This window comes from Actinomadura geliboluensis, from assembly GCF_043197915.1.
Taxonomy (GTDB): domain Bacteria; phylum Actinomycetota; class Actinomycetes; order Streptosporangiales; family Streptosporangiaceae; genus Spirillospora; species Spirillospora geliboluensis.
Window position 1 is genome coordinate 660,143 of sequence record NZ_JBICUA010000002.1, and the last position, 18,015, is coordinate 678,157.

Consider the following 18,015-nt stretch of genomic DNA (forward strand, 5'->3'; position numbering starts at 1 on the left):
CGGCCGCGCCCATCGCCCAGGCGTGGCCGCCGGCCTTTCCAGGGCCCGTCGCGGGGGCGGGGCCCCGGCCCTCCCGAGGCCGCCCTCCGGCGAGCCCGCAGAACCGGGCGCAACCCTCTGACCGTGCCTTCCCCCCCCCGGCACGGTCGATCCGACCTCCATGGAGTGAGCCATGACCCTGCACGAGCCCGAGATCGCCTCCCTGCTCCGGCTGGAGGCGCCCGACGCGTCCCGCGGGGCGGACGCCGCGCCGCCGCCGTTCCCGGGCCGCCCGCGGGTGTGGACGGACCTGGCGCTGATCGTGTGCGTCATCGCGCTGGCGCTGCTCGGCGCGATCGTGATCGGCGTCGAGATGTCCCGGCTGGCCGCGGCGCCGGCGCCCTGCCTCGCGCCGCGCTGACCTCCGCAGTGAGTTCGCAGTGAGAAAGACGAACGGTGGGTTTCCGATGAATCAGGACGTGATGGGGACGACCGCGGCGGCGTCGGAGTACGCCGCGCCGGCCCAGGGGGCGCCGTGGCCGCAGCGGGGGTTCGGCGGCAGGCACCGCCGGCCGCGGCGCACCATCGTCCAGCTGGTCAAGGGCATGCCGCCGTTCCCGCGCCGGACGCTGAAGTACGCCGGCCCGGGGACGCCGATCATGCACGGCATGGACGTCGAGCAGTGGCAGCGGCAGGCGTGCAAGAGGGGGTACACGCTGCGCGTCGACGGCTGGTACGGGCCGCGGTCGAGCAAGGTCGCCACGTCCCTGCAGCGCCGCGCCGGGCTGGCCGGCGACGGGGAGGTCGACGCCTGGACGTGGGCGGCGACCTGGGACTGAACCGGGGCCGACGCGTCCGCCCGTTTTGGCCCTCCCTTCCGCGGTAGTAGACGCTCGTGGACACAGAGGGGCGCGCGGCCGACGCGGTGGTGGAGGACGTCGCCGTCCACGCGTTCGAGGTGCCGGTGGACGGCCCGGACGGGCTGGAGGAGGACGGCACCCTCCGCTGGGACTCGACGACCCTCGTCCTGGTCGAGGCGCGGTCCGGCGGGCGCACCGGGATCGGCTACACCTACGGGGACGTCTCGGTCGCCGCGTTCGTCCGGTCGAAGCTGGCGCCCGCCGTGCGGGACGCGAGCGCGCTCGACCCGCCCGCCGCCTGGGAGCGCATGTTCGCCGGGATCCGCAACGCCGGACGCCCCGGCGTGGGCGCCATGGCGGTGTCCGCCGTCGACATCGCGCTGTGGGACCTGAAGGCGCGGCTGCTCGGCGTCCCGCTGGTCACGGCGCTGCCCGCGTTCCACGACCGGGTGCCCGTCTACGGCAGTGGAGGGTTCACGAACTACTCCCTGGACCGCCTCACCACCCAGCTCGGGGGCTGGGTGGAGCAGGGCATCCCCAGGGTGAAGCTGAAGACCTCCCGGCGCCCGGCGGACGACCCGCGCCGGCTCACCGCCGTCCGCGAGGCGATCGGCACCGGCGCGGAGCTGTTCGCCGACGCCAACGGCGCGCTGACCCGCAAGGAGGCGCTGTACTGGGCGCACCGGCTCGCCGCGGAGTGGGACGTCCGCTGGTTCGAGGAGCCGGTGCCGTCCGACGACACCGCCGGGCTGCGGCTGGTGCGCGAGCGGGGCCCCGGCCGGACCGAGATCGCCGCCGGCGAGTACGGGTTCGTGCTGAAGGACTTCGCCGACCTGCTCGCGGGCCCCGCGGTGGACTGCCTGCAGGCCGACGTCACCCGCTGCGGCGGCGTCACCGGCGTCCTCCAGGTCGCCGGGCTCGCGGCGGCGCACCAGATCGACCTGTCCGCGCACTGCGCGCCCGCGGTGTCCGCGCACGCGTTCTGCGCGGTGCGGCGGCTCCGCCACCTGGAGTACTTCCACGACCACGTCCGCGTAGAGCACCTGCTCTTCGACGGGAACCTCGGCCCGGTGGACGGCGCGCTCCGCCCGGACACCGGCCGTCCCGGACTGGGCTTGGAGGTCAGGTGGGACGACGCGGAACCGTACCGCGTGTACGGCTCCCGCCCGGCCTGATGGCAACCGACGATTGGGGACGAGGGACATGGCGAGGACGCACGTGGCCGAGACGCGCGAGGTGCCGGCGAGGACGGCCCCGACGGTGCCCGGTCCGCCGCGCGGGCGGCAGGTGGTCGAGGTCGGGCGGCTGGCCCGCGCGCTGCGGAAGGCGGTCGAGGGGGAGGTCCGCTTCGACGCCGGGTCGCGGGCCATGTACGCCAACGACGCGTCGAACTTCCGGCAGGTGCCGATCGGCGTGGTCGTTCCGCGGACGGCGGCGGACGTGGTCGCCGTGCACCGCGTCTGCAAGGAGTACGGCGCGCCGGTGCTGAACCGGGGCGGCGGGACGAGCCTGTCCGGCGAGACCGTCAACTACGCGGTCGTCATCGACCATTCCAAGTACCTGACGCGCATCGGCGAGCTCGATGTGGAGAACCGGCGGGTCACCTGCGAGCCCGGGGTCATCAACGAGGAGCTGAACCGGCACACCGGCAAGGAGAACCTGGTGTTCGGGCCGGACCCGTCGTCGCACTCGCGGTGCGTGATCGGCGGCAACATCGGCAACAACTCGTGCGGGATCCACTCCGTCCAGTCGCAGCTGTACGGGCCGGGGCCGCGCACGTCCGACAACGTCCACGCCCTGGAGGTCGTCACCTACGGCGGGGACCGGTTCTGGGTCGGCGTGGACGAGGAGAAGGACCTCGACCGCATCATCGCGGCGGGCGGCCGCAAGGGCGAGATCTACGCGGCGCTGCGCGACCTGCGGGACCGGTACGCCGACGCGATCCAGGCGGGGTTCCCGTCCGTGGCGGAGATGCCGCGCCGCGTGTCGGGGTTCAACCTGGACGAGCTGCTCCCGGAGAAGGGGTTCAACGTCGCCCGCGCCCTGTGCGGCACCGAGGGCACCTGCGCGACCGCGCTCCAGGCGGTGCTGCTGCTCACCCCGGCCCTGCTCAAGCGGACGCTCGTCGTGGTCGAGTACGGCGACATCGCCGACGCCGCCGAGCACACCCAGGAGATCGTCGAGAGGTTCCGGCCGATCGGGCTGGAGGCGCTCGACGACCAGCTCATCGAGGACCAGCGGCTCCAGGGCAAGAACCTCGCCGACATCGACGAGCTGCCCCTCAAGGACGGCGGCGCGTGGCTGCTGGTCCAGCTCGGCGCCGACACCGAGGAGGAGTCGGTCGCGCAGGCGCGGCGGCTCACCGACTGGCTGACCGGTGAGAAGGGCTGCGACCCGCGGCGGATCGTCACGTCCAAGAGCAGGCAGGAGGGCGGGACGAGCGGGAAGCTGTGGGCGATCCGCGAGGCCGGGCTCGGCTCGACCGCGTTCCCGCCGGGCAAGGACCACTGGCCCGGCTGGGAGGACTCGGCCGTCCCGCCGCCCCGGACGGGGGAGTACGTGCGCGCGCTGCGCCGGGTGATGGCCAAGCACGGCATAGACGGCGCGATGTACGGGCACTTCGCGCAGGGCTGCATCCACTCCCGGATGAGCTTCGACCTGCGCAGCGCCGAGGGCATCGCCCGCTACCGCCGGTTCATGGAGGACGCCGCCGACCTCGTCGTGTCGTTCGGCGGGTCGCTGTCCGGCGAGCACGGGGACGGCCAGCAGCGCGGCGAGCTGCTCGAACGCCAGTACGGCCCGGAGTTGATGCGCGCGATGCGGGAGTTCAAGCGCATCTGGGACCCGGCCGGCAAGATGAACCCCGGCAAGGTCGTCGACGCCTACCGGCTCGACGAGGACCTGCGGCTCGGCACCGGCTACAACCCGCCGCGCCCCGAGGTGAAGTTCGCCTACGAGCAGGACGGCGGCGACTTCGCGCACGCCGCGCTGCGCTGCATCGGGGTCGGCGAGTGCCGCGTCCCGCGCGCCGAGAACACGATGTGCCCGAGCTACCAGGTGACCCGCGAGGAGAAGCACACCACGCGCGGCCGGGCCCGGCTGCTGTTCGAGATGCTGCAGGGCGAGGTCATCACGGACGGCTGGCAGTCCAAGGAGGTCGCCGAGTCGCTCGACCTGTGCCTGGCCTGCAAGGGCTGCACCAACGACTGCCCGGTCAACGTCGACATCCCGACCTACAAGTCCGAGTTCCTGTACCACCACTACAAGTCGGCGCGGCGGTGGCGCCCGCGGTACGCGTACGCGTTCGGGTTCATCGACCAGGCGGCGCGGCTCGCGTCCCGTATGCCTGAGGCGGTGAACGCCGTCACGCACACCCCCGGCCTGGCCCGGCTCGCGAAACTCGTCGCGGGCATCGACCGCAGGAGGCCGCTGCCGACGTTCGCGCCGATGACGCTCCAGCGGTGGTTCCGCGAGCGCGGCGGCACGGCCAACCCGCACGGGCGCCCGGTCGTGCTGTTCCCCGACACGTTCAACAACCACTTCCACACCGATGTCGGCGTCGCCTGCGTCGAGGCGATCGAGGCCGCGGGCTGGAAGGTCGTCATGCCGGAGACGCACGTGTGCTGCGGCCGGCCGCTCTACGACTACGGCTTCCTCGACATGGCCGAGCGCTACCTGCACAACGTGCTGGACGTCCTGCGCCCGTACGTCCGGGCGGGGACGCCCGTCGTCGGCATGGAGCCGAGCTGCCTCGCCGTCTTCAAGGACGAGCTGACCAAGCTCCTCCCGCACGACGACGACGCGGCGCGGCTGGCGGCGAACGCGCACCACTTCGCGGAGTTCTTCCAGGCGTACGAGATCCGCCCGCCGCGGCTGCGCGGCGGCGGCAAGGCGCTGCTGTGGGGGCACTGCCACCACCGCGCCACAGGCGGCGTCGAGCCGGAGCAGGCGCTGCTCGAACAGATGGGGCTGGAGACCGAGAGCCTCAAGGGCGGCTGCTGCGGCCTCGCCGGCTCGTGGGGGTTCGAGAAGGGCAAGTACGACATCTCGATGGACTGCGGAGAGCAGGCGCTCCTGCCCGCCGTCCGTGACGCGGACGACACCACCTGCATCGTCGCCGACGGCTTCTCCTGCAAGACCCAGATCGAGCATGCCAAGACCGGGCGGCGCGCGCTGCACGTCGCTCAGCTCATGCAGCTCGCCAGGGAGAGCGACGCCCCGCTCAGCGGCAAGCCGGAGAAGGCGCGGCGCGCGCGCAGACCGGCTCCGCCCGCGTCCCGTCGCCTCGCCCGCACCGCTGCCGTCGTCGCGGCGGGAGCGGTGACGGCCGCCGGGATCGGCCTGGCACTGCGGACGGGATGCGAACGCCCGGCGAAAACGTGACCTTGCCCGGCGGCTGATTTCCGGAGCGCGGGAAGTGTCCCCTCTGGAGGTGGAGCGTGGACAGGAACGTGAAGGCCGGGGCCTGCGCGCTGGCCATGGCGGGGACGCTGGCGCTCGGCGGCTGCAGCGGAGGGGACGGCGGCGGCGACGGCAACGCCGCCACGCCGGCGGCGCAGACGTCGGCGCCGGTCGCCGATTCGGCGACGGGGCTGGAGCAGCAGTACGAGCGGGTCGTGGACGCGGTGCTGCCGTCCGTGGTGAAGATCCAGACCGATCAGGGGGAGGGCTCCGGCGTCGTCTACGACGGGCAGGGCCACATCGTCACGAACGCGCACGTGGTCGCCGGGGCGAAGAAGATCCAGGTGACGGCCGCCAGCGGCGGCGCGACGCTGGACGCCGACCTCGTCGGCGCGTTCGCGGCGGACGACCTGGCCGTCGTCAGGGCCAAGGGCGGGAACCTCAAGCCGGCGTCGTGGGGCGAGTCGGGCAAGGCGCGGGTCGGGCAGATCGTCCTCGCCATGGGGAACCCGCTCGGCCTCGCCGGGAGCGTGACGAACGGGATCGTGTCCGCGCTGCACCGGACGGTGTCCACCAAGGGGGAGGGCGCCTTCCAGGGGTCGACGATCGCCGACGCGATCCAGACCAGCGCGGCGATCAACCCGGGCAACAGCGGCGGCGCGCTGGTCACGCTGAGCGGGCAGGTCATCGGCGTGCCCACGGCCGCCGCGACGGACCCGTCGGTGGGCGCGGCGGCGGCCGGGATCGGCTTCGCGACGCCGAGCGACACCGTGAAGCGGATCGTCCCGCAGCTGATCCAGAGCGGGAAGGTGTCGAACTCGGGGCGGGCCGCGCTCGGCGTGACCGTCCGCACGATCGTCGACCCGCAGAGCGGCGAGCGGACGGCGGTCGCCGTGGTGGACGTCCAGCGCGGCGGCGGCGCGGCGAAGGCGGGCATCAAGCCGGGCGATCTGATCCTGTCGGTGAACGGCACCGCGACGCCCGACCAGACGGCGCTGTCGTCGGTGCTCGCGAACCTCAAGCCGGGCGACACGGCCAAGGTCGAGGTGCAGCAGGCGGACGGGTCGAAGAGGACCGTCCAGGTGACGCTCGGGGAGCTGCCCGGCGGCGGGTGATCCCCGGCGGCCGTCCCCTTGACGGTGGCCTGTACGGGAGTACAGTGTACATCCGTACAGGCCACTGAACATTTGTACAGGGGGTGGGGATGACGGCCGAGCGAGCCGACGACCTGACCGGACGCGCCCGCATCCGGGACGCCGCGCTGCTGGAGTTCGCCGAGCACGGCACGAAGGGCGCGACGATCCGCGGCATCGCCAAGGCCGCCGGCGTCTCGCCGGCCCTGGTGCAGCACCACTTCGGGACGAAGGAGGCGCTGCGCCGGGAGTGCGACGAGTACGCGCTCGCGGCCGTCCGCGAGATCAAGGAGGAGGCGCTGCGCGGGGGGATCGGCGACCCCGGCTTCCTGATGCTCGCCATGCGCACGGCCCTGCCCATCCAGCGCTACTTCGCCCGGGCCCTGACCGACGGATCGCCGGCCGCGGTCGCGCTGTACGACGACACCGTCGCCTACACCGAGGAGGTCCTCGCGCAGGGCAGGCCGGGGCTGGCCGTGCCCAAGACCGACGACCTGCACGCCTACGCCGCCGTCATGACGACGATGACGTTCGGCCTGATGGTCCTGCACGAACACATCTCCCGGAGCCTCGGCGGCAACACGCTCACGGCCGAGGGCTACCCCCGGATGGCGCTCGCCATGATGGACCTCTTCGACGACCGGCTCCTGGAGCCGGAGCTGGTCGAGCAGGCGCGCGTCTCCCTGAAATCCATGCTCGCCGCCGGCGGGCAGCCTCCCGACAAGGAGAACCGGTGACCGCGAACACGCCCCCGATTGCCGTATCCGGCCTGGTCAAGAGCTTCGGCCGGACGCGCGCGCTGGACGGTCTCGACCTGACCGTCCGCCCCGGCGAGGTGCACGGCTTCCTCGGTCCGAACGGCGCGGGGAAGTCGACCACCATCAGGGTCCTGCTCGGCCTGCTGCGCGCCGACGCCGGCACCGTCCGGCTGCTCGGCGGCGACCCGTGGCGGGACGCGACGCAGCTGCACCGCCGTCTCGCCTACGTGCCCGGCGACGTGACGCTGTGGCCGAACCTGTCCGGCGGCGAGGTCATCGACCTGCTCGGCCGGATGCGCGGCGGCACCGACCCGCGCCGCAAGGCCGAACTGCTCGACCGGTTCGAGCTGGACCCGCGCAAGAAGGGCCGCGCCTACTCCAAGGGCAACCGGCAGAAGGTCGGCCTCGTCGCGGCGCTCGCGTCCGACGCCGAGCTGCTGCTGCTGGACGAGCCGACCTCCGGCCTCGACCCCCTCATGGAGGAGGTCTTCCAGGAGTGCGTCCGCGAGGAGCGGCGCGCGGGCCGGACCGTCCTGCTGTCCAGCCACATCCTGTCCGAGGTCGAGGCGCTCTGCGACCGCGTGACGATCATCCGGAACGGCACCGCGGTGGAGACCGGCACCCTGGACGAGCTGCGGCACCTGACCCGCACCTCGATCCACGCGGAGCTGGCCGCGCCGCTGGACGGCCAGCCGCTGCCCGGCGCCCACGACCTCCAGGCCGACGGCACCACGATCAAGTTCGAGGTGGACACCCCGCAGCTCGACGCCGCGCTCCGCGCGCTCACCGAGATCGGCGTCCGCAGCCTGGTCAGCCGTCCGCCGACGCTGGAGGAGCTGTTCCTGCGGCACTACAAGGACGAGTTGCAGGAGGCGGGGCTGTGACCGCGCTGACCGGGACCTGGGGGCTGATGCGGCTCATCCTGCGCCGCGACCGGTTCCTGCTGCCCGCCTGGGTGCTCTGGATCGCCGTCATCCCGCTCGGCTTCGTCGGGGCCACCGACGCCCTCTACCCCGAGGCCGCCGACCGGCTCCAGTACGCGCACACCACCGGGACCAACCCGACGTTCCTCGCCCTCTACGGGCCGATGTACGGCACCGACCTCGGCAGCATCATCGCGCAGCGGTCCGGGTTCGTCCCGGTGGTGATCGGGCTGATCAGCGCGCTCACCGTCGTCCGGCACACCCGCACCGAGGAGGAGGCGGGCCGCCGCGAACTGCTCGGCGCCACCGTCACCGGGCGCGGCGCCGGGCTGGCCGCCGCGCTGCTGGTGACGATGGCGGCGAACCTCGTCCTCGGCGCCCTTCTCGCCGCCGGGCTCACCGCGCAGGGCCTGCCCGCCGCCGGGTCGCTGGCCTTCGGCCTGCAGATGGCCGCCGCCGGCTGCGTCTTCGCGGCCGTCGCGGGCGTCACCGCGCAGCTCAGCGAGAGCGCGGGCGCCGCCCGCGGGACGGCGCTCGCCGCGCTCGGCGGCGCGTTCGCGGTCCGGATGGCCGCCGACGTCGGCGGCGCGGGCAACTCGCTGACCTGGCTCGGCTGGCTGTCCCCGCTCGGCTGGATCAACCGCGTCCGCGCCTACGGCGAGGAGCGCTGGTGGACGCTCGCGCTCGCCGTCGTGCTCGCCGCGCTGCTGGTCGCCGCCGCCGGGGCGCTGTCGGCGCGCCGGGACGTCGGCGCGGGCGTGCTGCCGCCGCGGCTCGGCAGGCCCGACGCCACGGCGCGGCTGTCGGGGCCGGTCGGCCTCGCCTGGCGGCTGCAGAGCCGCGCCCTGTACGGCTGGCTCGCCGGCTTCCTCGCGCTCGGCATCGTCTACGGCGCCGTCGCGGGCGGGGTGCGGGAGATGGTGGACGACAACCCCGACCTCGCGGAGATCTTCACCCGGCTCGGCGGCAAGAGCGGGATCACCGACGCCTACTTCGCGTCCGTCATGGGCATGCTCGGCCTGTTCGCCGCCGCCTACGCGGTGTCGGCCACGCTGCGGCTGCGCACCGAGGAGAGCGGGCAGCGCGCCGAACCGCTGCTCGCCACCGGGACGGGACGGCTGCGCTGGGCGGCGAGCCACCTGCTGTTCACGCTGCTCGGCCCGGTCGCCGCGATGGTCGTCGCCGGGCTGGCCGCCGGGGTGGCGCACGGCCTGGACAGCGGCGACCTGGGCCGGGAGGTGCCGCGGGTGCTCGGCGCCGCGCTGGCGCAGCTGCCCGCCGTCTGGCTGATCGCCGCGATCGCGCTCGCGCTGTTCGGGCTGGTCCCCGGCCTGACGGCGGGCGGCGCCTGGACCGCCGTCGCCGTGTGCGCGATGGTGACGCTCTTCGGCGCCGCGCTCGACCTCGACCAGTGGGCCCTGGACGTCTCGCCGTTCACCCACATCCCGAAGCTCCCCGGAGCGTCGTTCGAGGCCGCGCCGATGCTCTGGCTCCTCGCGCTCACCGCCGTGCTGGCGGCGGCGGGCCTGGCCGGGTTCCGCCGCCGGGACCTCGCCACGCGCTGAGCCGTCACCGCGCCGGCGTGGTCGCCGGGCCTTACCATGGCCCGGTGACTACGCCGAAACCCCTCGCCGTCTGCGTGTTCTGCTCGTCCAGCGGGAAGATCGACCGCCGCTACACCGACCTCGCCGCCGAGGCCGGCGCCGAGCTGGCCCGGCGCGGCCACAGCCTGGTCAGCGGCGGCGCCCAGGTGTCGTGCATGGGAGCCGTCGCCCGCGCCGCGCGGGCCGGCGGCGCCCGGACCGTCGGGGTGATCCCCGAGGGCCTGGTCAGCGTCGAGATCTCCGACGAGGACAACGACGAGCTGATCGTCACGCCGGACATGCGTACCCGCAAGGGCGAGATGGACCGGCGCAGCGACGCGTTCCTCATCCTGCCCGGCGGCATCGGCACGCTGGAGGAGCTGTTCGAGGTGTGGACGGCCCGGGTCCTCGCGATGCACGAGAAGCCCGTCGTCATCCTCGACCCGACCGGCGTGTACGAGCCGCTGCGCGAGCTGATGAAGGGCCTCACCGAGCAGGGCTTCGCCCGCCCCAAGATCTGGGACGCCATCGGCTGGACGGCCACCGTCCCCGAGGCGTTCGACCTCCTGGAGCGGACGCAGCCCCGCATCGGCTTCTCGCCGGAGGACTACGCCGAGACCCAGCTCTAGTCATCGCGGGGGCACGCCCCCGCACCCCCGGGTAAGGGCTCTCAGTCGTGCTTGCGGCCCGGCATGTTCTCGTACATCTCGGTGAGCTTCTGCCGGAAGCCGCGGGCGGCCATCCCGATCTTCTGCGGGTCCTTGAGGCCGGCCTTGAAGGTCTTCTTCGCCTGGTCCTTCATGATGTGCGGCGGGATCGGGGCGATCTCGTCGTCCACCACGAACTCCAGCACCACGGGCCGGTCGCTGGCGAGCGCCTCCTTCCAGGCGTCGGTGACCTTCTTGGGCTTGTCGCAGTAGACGCCCTTGAGCCCGCACAGCTCGGCGTACTTGGCGTACGGGAAGTCCGGGATGCTCTGCGAGCCCTCGTACTTGGGGTCGCCGCCCATCGCGCGCTGCTCCCAGGTGACCTGGTTGAGGTCCTGGTTGTTGAACACGGCGAAGACGAGCGGCGGGGAGCCGCCGAGGCGTTCGGCGTACCGCTTGACGGTGAGCATCTCGTTCATGCCGTTCATCTGGAACGCGCCGTCCCCGACGAAGCAGATCACCGGGCGGTCCGGGTAGGCGAACTTGGCCGCGATCGCGTACGGGACGCCGGGCCCCATCGTGGCGAGCGTGCCCGACAGCGACGCCTGCATCCCGTCGCGGAGCTTGATGTGCCGCGCCCACCAGTTGGTCGCCGACCCCGAGTCGGCGGTGAGGATCGCGCCGTCCGGCAGCAGCGGCGACACCTCGTGCGCCACCGCCTGCGGATTGACCTTGCCCTCGAAGCTCTGCCCGGCGCGCTTGGCCATCACCTTGTCCCAGGCGCGGACGTTCTCCTCGATCTGGTCGCGCCAGGACCGGTCCTTCTTGCGCTCCAGCAGCGGGATCAGCTCGCGCAGGGTCTCCTTGGCGTCCCCGACGACGTGCGCGTCCATCGGGTAGCGGATGCCGATCATGCGGCCGTCGATGTCGATCTCGACGCCCTTGCAGCTGCCCTCGTCCGGCAGCCACTCCGCGTACGGGAAGCTCGTGCCGATCATGAACAGGGTGTCGCAGTTCATGATCATTTCATCGCTGGCCTTGGAGCCGAGCAGGCCGATCGGCCCGGTGACGAACGGCAGGTCGTCCGGCACCACCTCGCGGCCGAGCAGCGCCTTGGCGATGCCGGCGCCGAGCAGTTCGGCCGTCTCGACCAGCTCCGCCCGCGCGCCCGCCGCGCCCTGCCCGACGAGCATCGCGACCTTCTCGCCCTCGTTGAGGATCTGCGCCGCCTTGTGCAGCTCCTCCTTGTTCGGCAGGATCCGCGGCTTGCTCCACCCCACGCTGGAGTACACCGAGCCGTGCTCCTTCGGCGGCGACGGCACCGCCTCCGACTCCTGGACGTCCTCCGGGACGATGATCGTGGCGACGCTCCGCGTCGTCAGCGCCGTCTTGAACGCGCGGTCGATGACGTGGCGCATCTGGCCCGGCGCCATGACGATCTGGCAGAACTCCGACACGTCGGAGAACAGGTTCTCCAGGTTCACCTCCTGCTGGTAGTGGGTGCCCTGGGAGAGCCGCTTCTGCTGCCCGACGATCGCGACGACCGGCTGGTGGTCCAGCTTGGCGTCGTACAGCCCGTTCAGCAGGTGGATCGCGCCCGGACCGGACGTCGCCGCGCAGACGCCGACCTCGCCGGTGAACTTGGCGTGCGCGCACGCCATGAACGCGGCCATCTCCTCGTGCCGCGTCTGGATGAACTCGGGATGCCCCTCGGCGCGGTCGAACGCGCCGAGCAGCCCGTTGATGCCGTCGCCCGGGTACCCGTAGACCCGCTCCACGCCCCACTCGGTCAGCCGGTGGAGGACGTAGTCGGCCACTTGCTCCGCCATGCCTGTCTCCTCTCGCTCGTCGTGCCCCGTCGGCGCCGCCGCGCGCCGGTCAGCGCCGCAGCAGCCGCGCCGCGCCGACGGCCGCGCCCGCGGCGGCTCCCGCCGTCGCGGCCCCCACCAGGTACTTGTGCTGCCCCGCCCACAGCTGCGGGCTCGTCCCGTGCGCCCGCTCGTCGAAGCGGCCGTGGGCGCCGCGGTCCGTGCCGGGCGCGTCGTCGGCGGGCTCCCACAGGTTCGCGGGGCGGTCCGGCCGGACGTCCTGCTCCGTCTGCTGGGAGGCGAAGCCGGTCCGCGCGAGGTAGCGGTCCACCAGGCCGGCCGCGACGCGGTTGGCGAGGATCGTGGCGACCGCGCTCGCGCCGACCCAGTACTCGCGGCGCGCGGGATGCTCGGCGGCGTACAGCAGCGCCTTCGCCGGGATCTCCGGCTGGTAGACCGGCGGGACCGGCTGCGGGCGCTTCGGCAGCCGGGACAGCACCCAGTCGAACTGCGGGGTGTTCACCCCCGGCAGCTGCACCATCGTCACCTTCACGCCGCTGCCCTCGTGCATCAGCTCCGTCCGCAGCGACTCGTGGAACCCCTTGATGGCGTGCTTGGCGCCGCAGTAGGCGCTCTGCAGCGGGATCCCCCGGTAGGCCATCGCCGACCCGCACTGGACGATCACCCCGCGGTCGCGCGGCATCATCCGCTCCAGCGCCGCCCGGGTGCCGTTGACGTAGCCGAGGTAGGTGACCTCGGTGGTGCGCTCGAACTCCGCCGGCGCGATCTCCCAGAACGGCGCGAGCACCGAGGAGAACGCGACGTTCACCCACACGTCGATCGGGCCGAGCTCCTTCTCGGTCCGCGCCGCGGCCTCCGCGACGCGGTCGCGGTCGGCCATGTCCACGGCGATCGGGAGCGGGTGCCCGCCGGCCGCCGCCACATCGGCGGCGGCACCGTCCAGCCCCTGCTCGCCGCGCGCCAGCAGGGCGATCCGCGCGCCGCGCCGGGCGAACTCCCGTGCGGTGGCGCGGCCGATCCCGCCGGTGGCGCCGGTGAGCACGACGACGCTGTCCTTGCCGATCTTCTGCTTCATCTCATCCCCATGCGGGCGCTTTGTCCGGGCACAGAGACCCACTGCCCGTGACATGGGGTCTGTAACGCGGGGCCGCTGACGCGGGCCCGTGGCGCAGGCCGATTGGCGCGGACCCGGGGCGCGGGCGGCCGGGCGGCGGGGCCGCACTCGGATACCGTCGAGGTGTGCGCGCCCGCGAACTCGCCCTCGAGTACCCGACCGTGACCCCGGACGACTCCGCGATGGACGCCGCCCGGCTCCTGGCGGCCCGGGGGCTGCCGGGCCTGGTCGTGGTGGACGGGCGGCGCCGCGCGGTCGCGGTGCTCCCCGGCTCCCGGCTGGTGCGCCAGATCGTCCCGCCGCACGTCCGGGACGACCCCGCCCTCGCCCGCGTCTACGACGAGCCGCACGCCGACCGGCTCTGCGCCAGGCTCGCCGGCCGCACGGTCGCCGACCTCCTGGAGGGCGGCCGGGCGCCGCTGCCCGTCGTCGATCCCGGCGCCACCGTGATGGAGATCGCGAGCGTCATGGCGGACGCCCGCAGCCCGGTGGTGGCGGTCGCGGACGACGAGCGGCACCCCGAGCGGGGCGCCGTGATCGGCGTCATCACCGCCGCCCACCTGCTGGAACGCATCCTCCCCGCGGCCGGGGACGGCTGACCCGCCCGCCGCCCGGCCCCTCCCGCACCCGTCCCGCCGCGCGGTCCCGCCGCGCCGCCGGCCGGACTGTCAGGTAGCGATGACTTCAGGTCAGAACGTCTAGATGTAAGAACAAAGTATTGACTGACGTTCCGGCGCGGGCTACAAATGTGCCTCAAGCCACACGAAGATGACGAGCGGATGAACGGACGGTGTCCACCACCGGTCGCTCCGGTGAACTCGCCATCAGACCGAACGGGCCAGTGGGAGGCACCATGCGGGTCGGACTGTTGGGCGCGGGGCGGATCGGGGCGTGGCACGCCCGGTTCCTGGGCGGGCACCCCCAGGTGGGCGCCCTGCTGATCGGCGACGCCGACGTCCGCCGGGCCGAGGCGCTCGCGGGCCCGATCGGCGCCCGCGCCGGCGACCCGGACGCGGTGCTCGGCGCCGGGCTCGACGCCGTCGTCATCGCCACCCCCACGGCCACCCACGCCGAGCTGCTCGGCCGCGCCTGCGACGCGGGCGTCCCCGCGTTCTGCGAGAAGCCCGTCGCGCCCGACCTGCGCACCACGCTGCAGGTCCGCGACCGCGCCGCCAAGGCCGGCGTCCCGGTGCACATCGGCTTCCAGCGCCGCTTCGACGCCGGCTACGCGGCGGCGCGGCGGGCCGTCCTCGACGGCCGGCTCGGCGCGCTGCACCGCGTCCACCTCGTCACCGCGGACCCGGCGCCGCCGCCCGCCGAGTACGTCCGCTCGTCCGGCGGGATCTTCCGCGACTGCCACATCCACGACTTCGACATCCTGCGCTGGGTCACCGGCCGCGAGGTCGAGTCCGTGACCGCCGCCGGCGCCAACCGCGGCGACTCCTACTTCGCGGCGGCCGGCGACGTCGACACCAGCGCCGCCGTCCTCGCCCTGGACGACGGGACGATCGCCACCCTCCAGGGCTCCCGCTACAACGGCGCCGGCTACGACGTCCGGATGGAGCTGGCCGGCACCGCCGCCACCTGGGTGGTCGGGCTGGACGAGCGCGCCCCGCTCCGGTCGGCCGAACCCGGCGTCGACTGGCCCTCCGGGGACCCGTGGACCGACTTCCAGGAGCGCTTCGACCCCGCCTACGCGAACGAGATTGGAACGTTCCTAGAAGTGGCCAAGGGCAACGTGCCGAGCCCCTGCACGGTGGACGAGGCACTGGAGGCGTTCCTCGTCGCCGAGGCCGCCACGCTGTCGCTGCGGGAGGGCCGCCGGGTCGCGCTGGCGGAGCTGCGATGATCTGGGCGATGGCGTTCGCCGCGGTGGCGCTGGCCTTCGTCTGGGTCACCGGCGTCAACGACGGCGCGGCCCTGCTCGGGCTGAGCGGGCGCTACCCCCGCTCGTCCGGGCCGCTGCTGATGGCGCTGGTGCTGCTGCCGCTCGTGCTCGTCCCGCAGCTGACCGTCGCCGTCGCGCGGACGTTCACCGAGGGGCTGACCGACCTCGGCGACCGGCGCGGCGCGCTCGCCTTCCTGCTCGGCGTGACCGTCGCGCTCGCCGTCGTCACCGCGCTGACCCGGCGCGGCCTGCCGACCAGCCTGACCCTCGCGATCGTCGGCGGCATCGGCGGCGCCGGCCTCGGCATGGGCCTGGACGTCTCCTGGGGCGGCCTCGGCCTGGTGTTACTCGTCGGCGCCGCCGCGCCGCTCGTCGGGACGACCGTCGGCTACGGCCTCGGGCTCGCCTCCCGCCGCATCCCGTCCTTCGCCGGCATGCCCGGCGCCGTGCGGACCGCCCACGTGCTCGCCTACAGCGCCCAGTGCGCCGCCTACGCCGCCAACGACGGGCAGAAGATGCTCGCCGTCGTCAGCGTGGCGCGGCACGTGGTATCCACCCGGCGGCTCGGCGCGATCGGGCCCGTCCAGCCCACCCCGTTCGTGCTCCTCGCGATCGGCGTGGTGTTCTGCGCCGGCGCGCTCAGCGCCGTCCACCGGGTGGGGGACCGGCTCGGCCGCGGGCTCGTGCTGGCCCGGCCGCTGCACGTCGTGTCCACCGAGGCGGCCGCGGCCGCGTCCGTCGCGGCCAGCTCGCTCGCGGGCGCCCCGGTCAGCATGACGCAGTCGGTCACCGCCGGGGTCGTCGGCGTCGCCGCCAGCGAGGGCGCCGCGCGGGTGCGCTGGCAGAACGTCCTCGGCATCGGCGCCGCCTGGCTGCTCACCCTCCCGCTCGCGTTCGCCGGCGGCGCGCTCTGCGGCCTCGCGGTGAGGGCGCTGTGAGCGCCGCCGTCCGGCCCGTCCGCCGGTTCCGGCTCGTCTGGGACGACCTGCGCGGCCGCTCCGGCGACCGGGTGATCGGGCAGGTCGCCCGGCAGGTCCGCGCCGCCCGCGACGGCGCCGAGCTGGCCCGCGAGATGGCCGCCGGCCGGGTGCCCTCGGCGGACGCCCGCGCCCGGATGGCCGAGATCGAGCACGCCGGCGACGCCGAGCGGGCCGCGCTCGCCGCGATGCTGCGCGGCGTCCTCGCCACCCCCATCGACCGGGAGGACCTCTACCGGCTCTCCCGCTCCGCCGACGACGTCCTGGACAACCTCCGCGACTTCGTCCGCGAGGCCGACCTGTTCGGGCCGCCCGGACTCGGCTTCGCCGTCCCGCCGCTGGACGCGGTGCTGGAGGGGCTGACCGCCCTCGACGCCGCCGTCCGGAAGGTCCTCGCCGAGCCCGCCGCGGTCACCATCGCGGCGCTGGGCGCGCGCAAGGCCGGCAACCGCGTCCGCGAGTACCGGCAGGCCGCGCTCGCGCGGCTGTTCGCCGGGCCGCTCGACATCGACGTGCTGCGCAGCCGGGAGCTGCTCGACCGGCTCGACGCGGTCGGGCGGCGGCTCGGCGAGGCGGCCGACGCCCTGTCGGACGCGATGCTCAAACGCAGTCACTGACCCTCTCATCCACCCCCATCGAGCCGCAGGTCCGGGGCCCGCCGGCGAAGCGCAAGGAGAGAACCGACCATGATCCGCACCATCCCGAGAGGGCGCCGGGGCCGTACCGGCGCCGCCGTGCTGGCCGCGCTCGCCACCGCGGCGCTCAGCGCGTGCGCCCCGTCCAGCGGCGGCGAGGCGGGGGCGGGCGACCCGCTGCCGACCGTCACCGTCGAGGACGCCGCGTCGTTCGACCTGAACGCGCTCGTCGAGGCGGCGAAGAAGGAGGGCGGCCTCCTCGCCTACGACGGCAGCGGCGACGTGAAGGACATGGCGGCGGCGTTCGAGAAGAAGTACGGGATCAAGGCCGAGGGCGTGAAGTCCAAGGCCGCCGCCACCGCCGAGAAGATGACCCGCGAGGCGCAGGCCAAGAACGTCACCATCGACGTCAGCCTGTTCGAGGACGGCCCCATGCTGGTCGGGCAGCTCCTCCCGCAGAAGATCGTCAAGACCTGGATCCCGCCGGACCTTGCCGGGAGCATCGCGGAGAAGAACCGCAACCCGCTGATGATGATCTCCAAGGCGTACGTGTTCGCCTACAACCCCAAGCTCAACCCGAACGGCTGCCCGGTCAAGAACATGTGGCAGCTCACCGAGCCGGAGTGGAAGGGCAAGGTGATGCTGCAGGACCCGCTGGGCAAGGAGGTCTTCACCCAGTGGTTCACGCAGATGTCGGAGCAGGGCTCGGACAAGCTCGCCGCCGCCTACGAGCAGCTCGGCAAGGGCAAGCTCAAGCTCGATGAGAAGGACCCCGCGTACGAGTGGGTGAAGCGGTTCGCCAAGAACGACCCCGTCCTCACCACCGAGGACGAGGACGTCGCAACCGCCGTCGGCGCCCCCAACCAGACCCGCACCACGATCGGGCTGTTCTCCATCGCCAAGTTCCGCGACCTGGAGGACAAGAAGTTCAACATGAAGGTCTGCGAGGGCCTGGCCCCGTGGACCGGCTTCGCCTACCCGAAGTTCGCCACGATCGCGACCGGCTCCAAGCACCCGAACGCCGCCAAGCTCTTCGTCCACTTCGCGATGGAGAAGGAGGGCTTCGACCTCGAAGCCCACTCCGGCGGCGTGTCCGGCAACGACAAGGTCGGCGTGAGCCCGCACAACCCGCCCGGCCTCACCGACTGGAACACGCAGCTGTACTGGTTCTCCTCGGACCAGCTGCTCGCCGACTTCCGCGCCCGCCAGGACATCAAGGACTTCTGGCGCGTCAACCACTCCTGAGCCGAGCCTGAGCGGAGCGAAGGCTCGGCTCAGGACCGTGCTC

Annotated in this window: 16 protein-coding genes and 1 pseudogene; 15 read left to right on the forward strand and 2 right to left on the reverse strand. The window is 73.5% G+C overall.

Annotation, left to right across the window (positions count from 1 at the left end; all coding sequences use genetic code 11):
• Positions 1 to 172 precede the first annotated feature (172 nt).
• From ACGFI1_RS08605 to ACGFI1_RS08645, 10 genes and pseudogenes are all read left to right on the forward strand, one after another.
• Positions 173 to 400, forward strand: coding sequence for a hypothetical protein (locus ACGFI1_RS08605; protein WP_138639663.1), 228 nt, complete (start codon positions 173 to 175; stop codon positions 398 to 400).
• A 46-nt stretch (positions 401 to 446) separates the two neighbouring features.
• Positions 447 to 818: a peptidoglycan-binding domain-containing protein gene (locus ACGFI1_RS08610; RefSeq protein WP_386872491.1), complete on the forward strand. Its 372-nt coding sequence runs from the start codon at positions 447 to 449 to the stop codon at positions 816 to 818.
• A 56-nt stretch (positions 819 to 874) separates the two neighbouring features.
• Positions 875 to 2,014, forward strand: coding sequence for an enolase C-terminal domain-like protein (locus ACGFI1_RS08615; protein WP_392784174.1), 1,140 nt, complete (start codon positions 875 to 877; stop codon positions 2,012 to 2,014).
• Between the two features lie 28 nt (positions 2,015 to 2,042).
• Positions 2,043 to 5,222, forward strand: a complete 3,180-nt coding sequence (locus ACGFI1_RS08620) for an FAD-binding and (Fe-S)-binding domain-containing protein (RefSeq protein WP_392784176.1) — start codon at positions 2,043 to 2,045, stop codon at positions 5,220 to 5,222.
• A 56-nt stretch (positions 5,223 to 5,278) separates the two neighbouring features.
• On the forward strand, positions 5,279 to 6,355 hold the full coding sequence (locus ACGFI1_RS08625; RefSeq protein ID WP_386872485.1) for a S1C family serine protease: 1,077 nt from the start codon (positions 5,279 to 5,281) through the stop codon (positions 6,353 to 6,355).
• 89 nt (positions 6,356 to 6,444) lie between these two features.
• On the forward strand, positions 6,445 to 7,110 hold the full coding sequence (locus ACGFI1_RS08630) for a TetR/AcrR family transcriptional regulator (RefSeq protein ID WP_138639666.1): 666 nt from the start codon (positions 6,445 to 6,447) through the stop codon (positions 7,108 to 7,110).
• A 77-nt stretch (positions 7,111 to 7,187) separates the two neighbouring features.
• Positions 7,188 to 7,532 (forward strand): annotated as a pseudogene (locus tag ACGFI1_RS44355) (ATP-binding cassette domain-containing protein); the annotation flags it as partial.
• A 33-nt stretch (positions 7,533 to 7,565) separates the two neighbouring features.
• The gene (locus ACGFI1_RS44360; protein ID WP_449201963.1) at positions 7,566 to 8,015 is read left to right on the forward strand and encodes a hypothetical protein; all 450 of its coding nucleotides are present in this window, start codon (positions 7,566 to 7,568) and stop codon (positions 8,013 to 8,015) included.
• The gene (locus tag ACGFI1_RS08640; protein ID WP_392784181.1) at positions 8,012 to 9,619 is read left to right on the forward strand and encodes an ABC transporter permease; all 1,608 of its coding nucleotides are present in this window, start codon (positions 8,012 to 8,014) and stop codon (positions 9,617 to 9,619) included. Before ACGFI1_RS44360 ends, ACGFI1_RS08640 begins: the two co-directional genes overlap by 4 nt.
• A gap of 44 nt (positions 9,620 to 9,663) precedes the next feature.
• On the forward strand, positions 9,664 to 10,266 hold the full coding sequence (locus tag ACGFI1_RS08645) for an LOG family protein (RefSeq protein ID WP_392784183.1): 603 nt from the start codon (positions 9,664 to 9,666) through the stop codon (positions 10,264 to 10,266).
• Positions 10,267 to 10,307: 41 nt separating this feature from the next.
• Here the strand turns inward: ACGFI1_RS08645 and ACGFI1_RS08650 are convergent, their stop codons facing one another.
• Positions 10,308 to 12,113 (reverse strand): thiamine pyrophosphate-requiring protein, encoded by a 1,806-nt coding sequence (locus tag ACGFI1_RS08650; protein ID WP_392784185.1) that lies wholly within the window; start codon positions 12,111 to 12,113, stop codon positions 10,308 to 10,310.
• A 49-nt stretch (positions 12,114 to 12,162) separates the two neighbouring features.
• Complete coding sequence (locus ACGFI1_RS08655) at positions 12,163 to 13,188, reverse strand: SDR family oxidoreductase (protein ID WP_138639670.1); 1,026 nt, start codon at positions 13,186 to 13,188, stop codon at positions 12,163 to 12,165.
• Between the two features lie 164 nt (positions 13,189 to 13,352).
• On the opposite strand from ACGFI1_RS08655, the gene ACGFI1_RS08660 reads away from it, so the two are divergent.
• The 5 genes from ACGFI1_RS08660 (at position 13,353) to ACGFI1_RS08680 (ending at position 17,972) form a co-directional block, all read left to right on the forward strand.
• Positions 13,353 to 13,826, forward strand: coding sequence for a CBS domain-containing protein (locus ACGFI1_RS08660; protein ID WP_386872474.1), 474 nt, complete (start codon positions 13,353 to 13,355; stop codon positions 13,824 to 13,826).
• Positions 13,827 to 14,080: 254 nt separating this feature from the next.
• Positions 14,081 to 15,076 (forward strand): Gfo/Idh/MocA family protein, encoded by a 996-nt coding sequence (locus ACGFI1_RS08665; RefSeq protein ID WP_386872472.1) that lies wholly within the window; start codon positions 14,081 to 14,083, stop codon positions 15,074 to 15,076.
• Complete coding sequence (locus tag ACGFI1_RS08670) at positions 15,073 to 16,053, forward strand: inorganic phosphate transporter (protein ID WP_138639978.1); 981 nt, start codon at positions 15,073 to 15,075, stop codon at positions 16,051 to 16,053. Before ACGFI1_RS08665 ends, ACGFI1_RS08670 begins: the two co-directional genes overlap by 4 nt.
• A complete protein-coding gene (locus ACGFI1_RS08675) occupies positions 16,050 to 16,709 on the forward strand; it encodes a DUF47 domain-containing protein (protein ID WP_386872468.1) in 660 nt (219 codons plus the stop codon). Before ACGFI1_RS08670 ends, ACGFI1_RS08675 begins: the two co-directional genes overlap by 4 nt.
• A gap of 69 nt (positions 16,710 to 16,778) precedes the next feature.
• Positions 16,779 to 17,972, forward strand: coding sequence for an ABC transporter substrate-binding protein (locus tag ACGFI1_RS08680; protein ID WP_138639980.1), 1,194 nt, complete (start codon positions 16,779 to 16,781; stop codon positions 17,970 to 17,972).
• Positions 17,973 to 18,015: the final 43 nt, after the last annotated feature.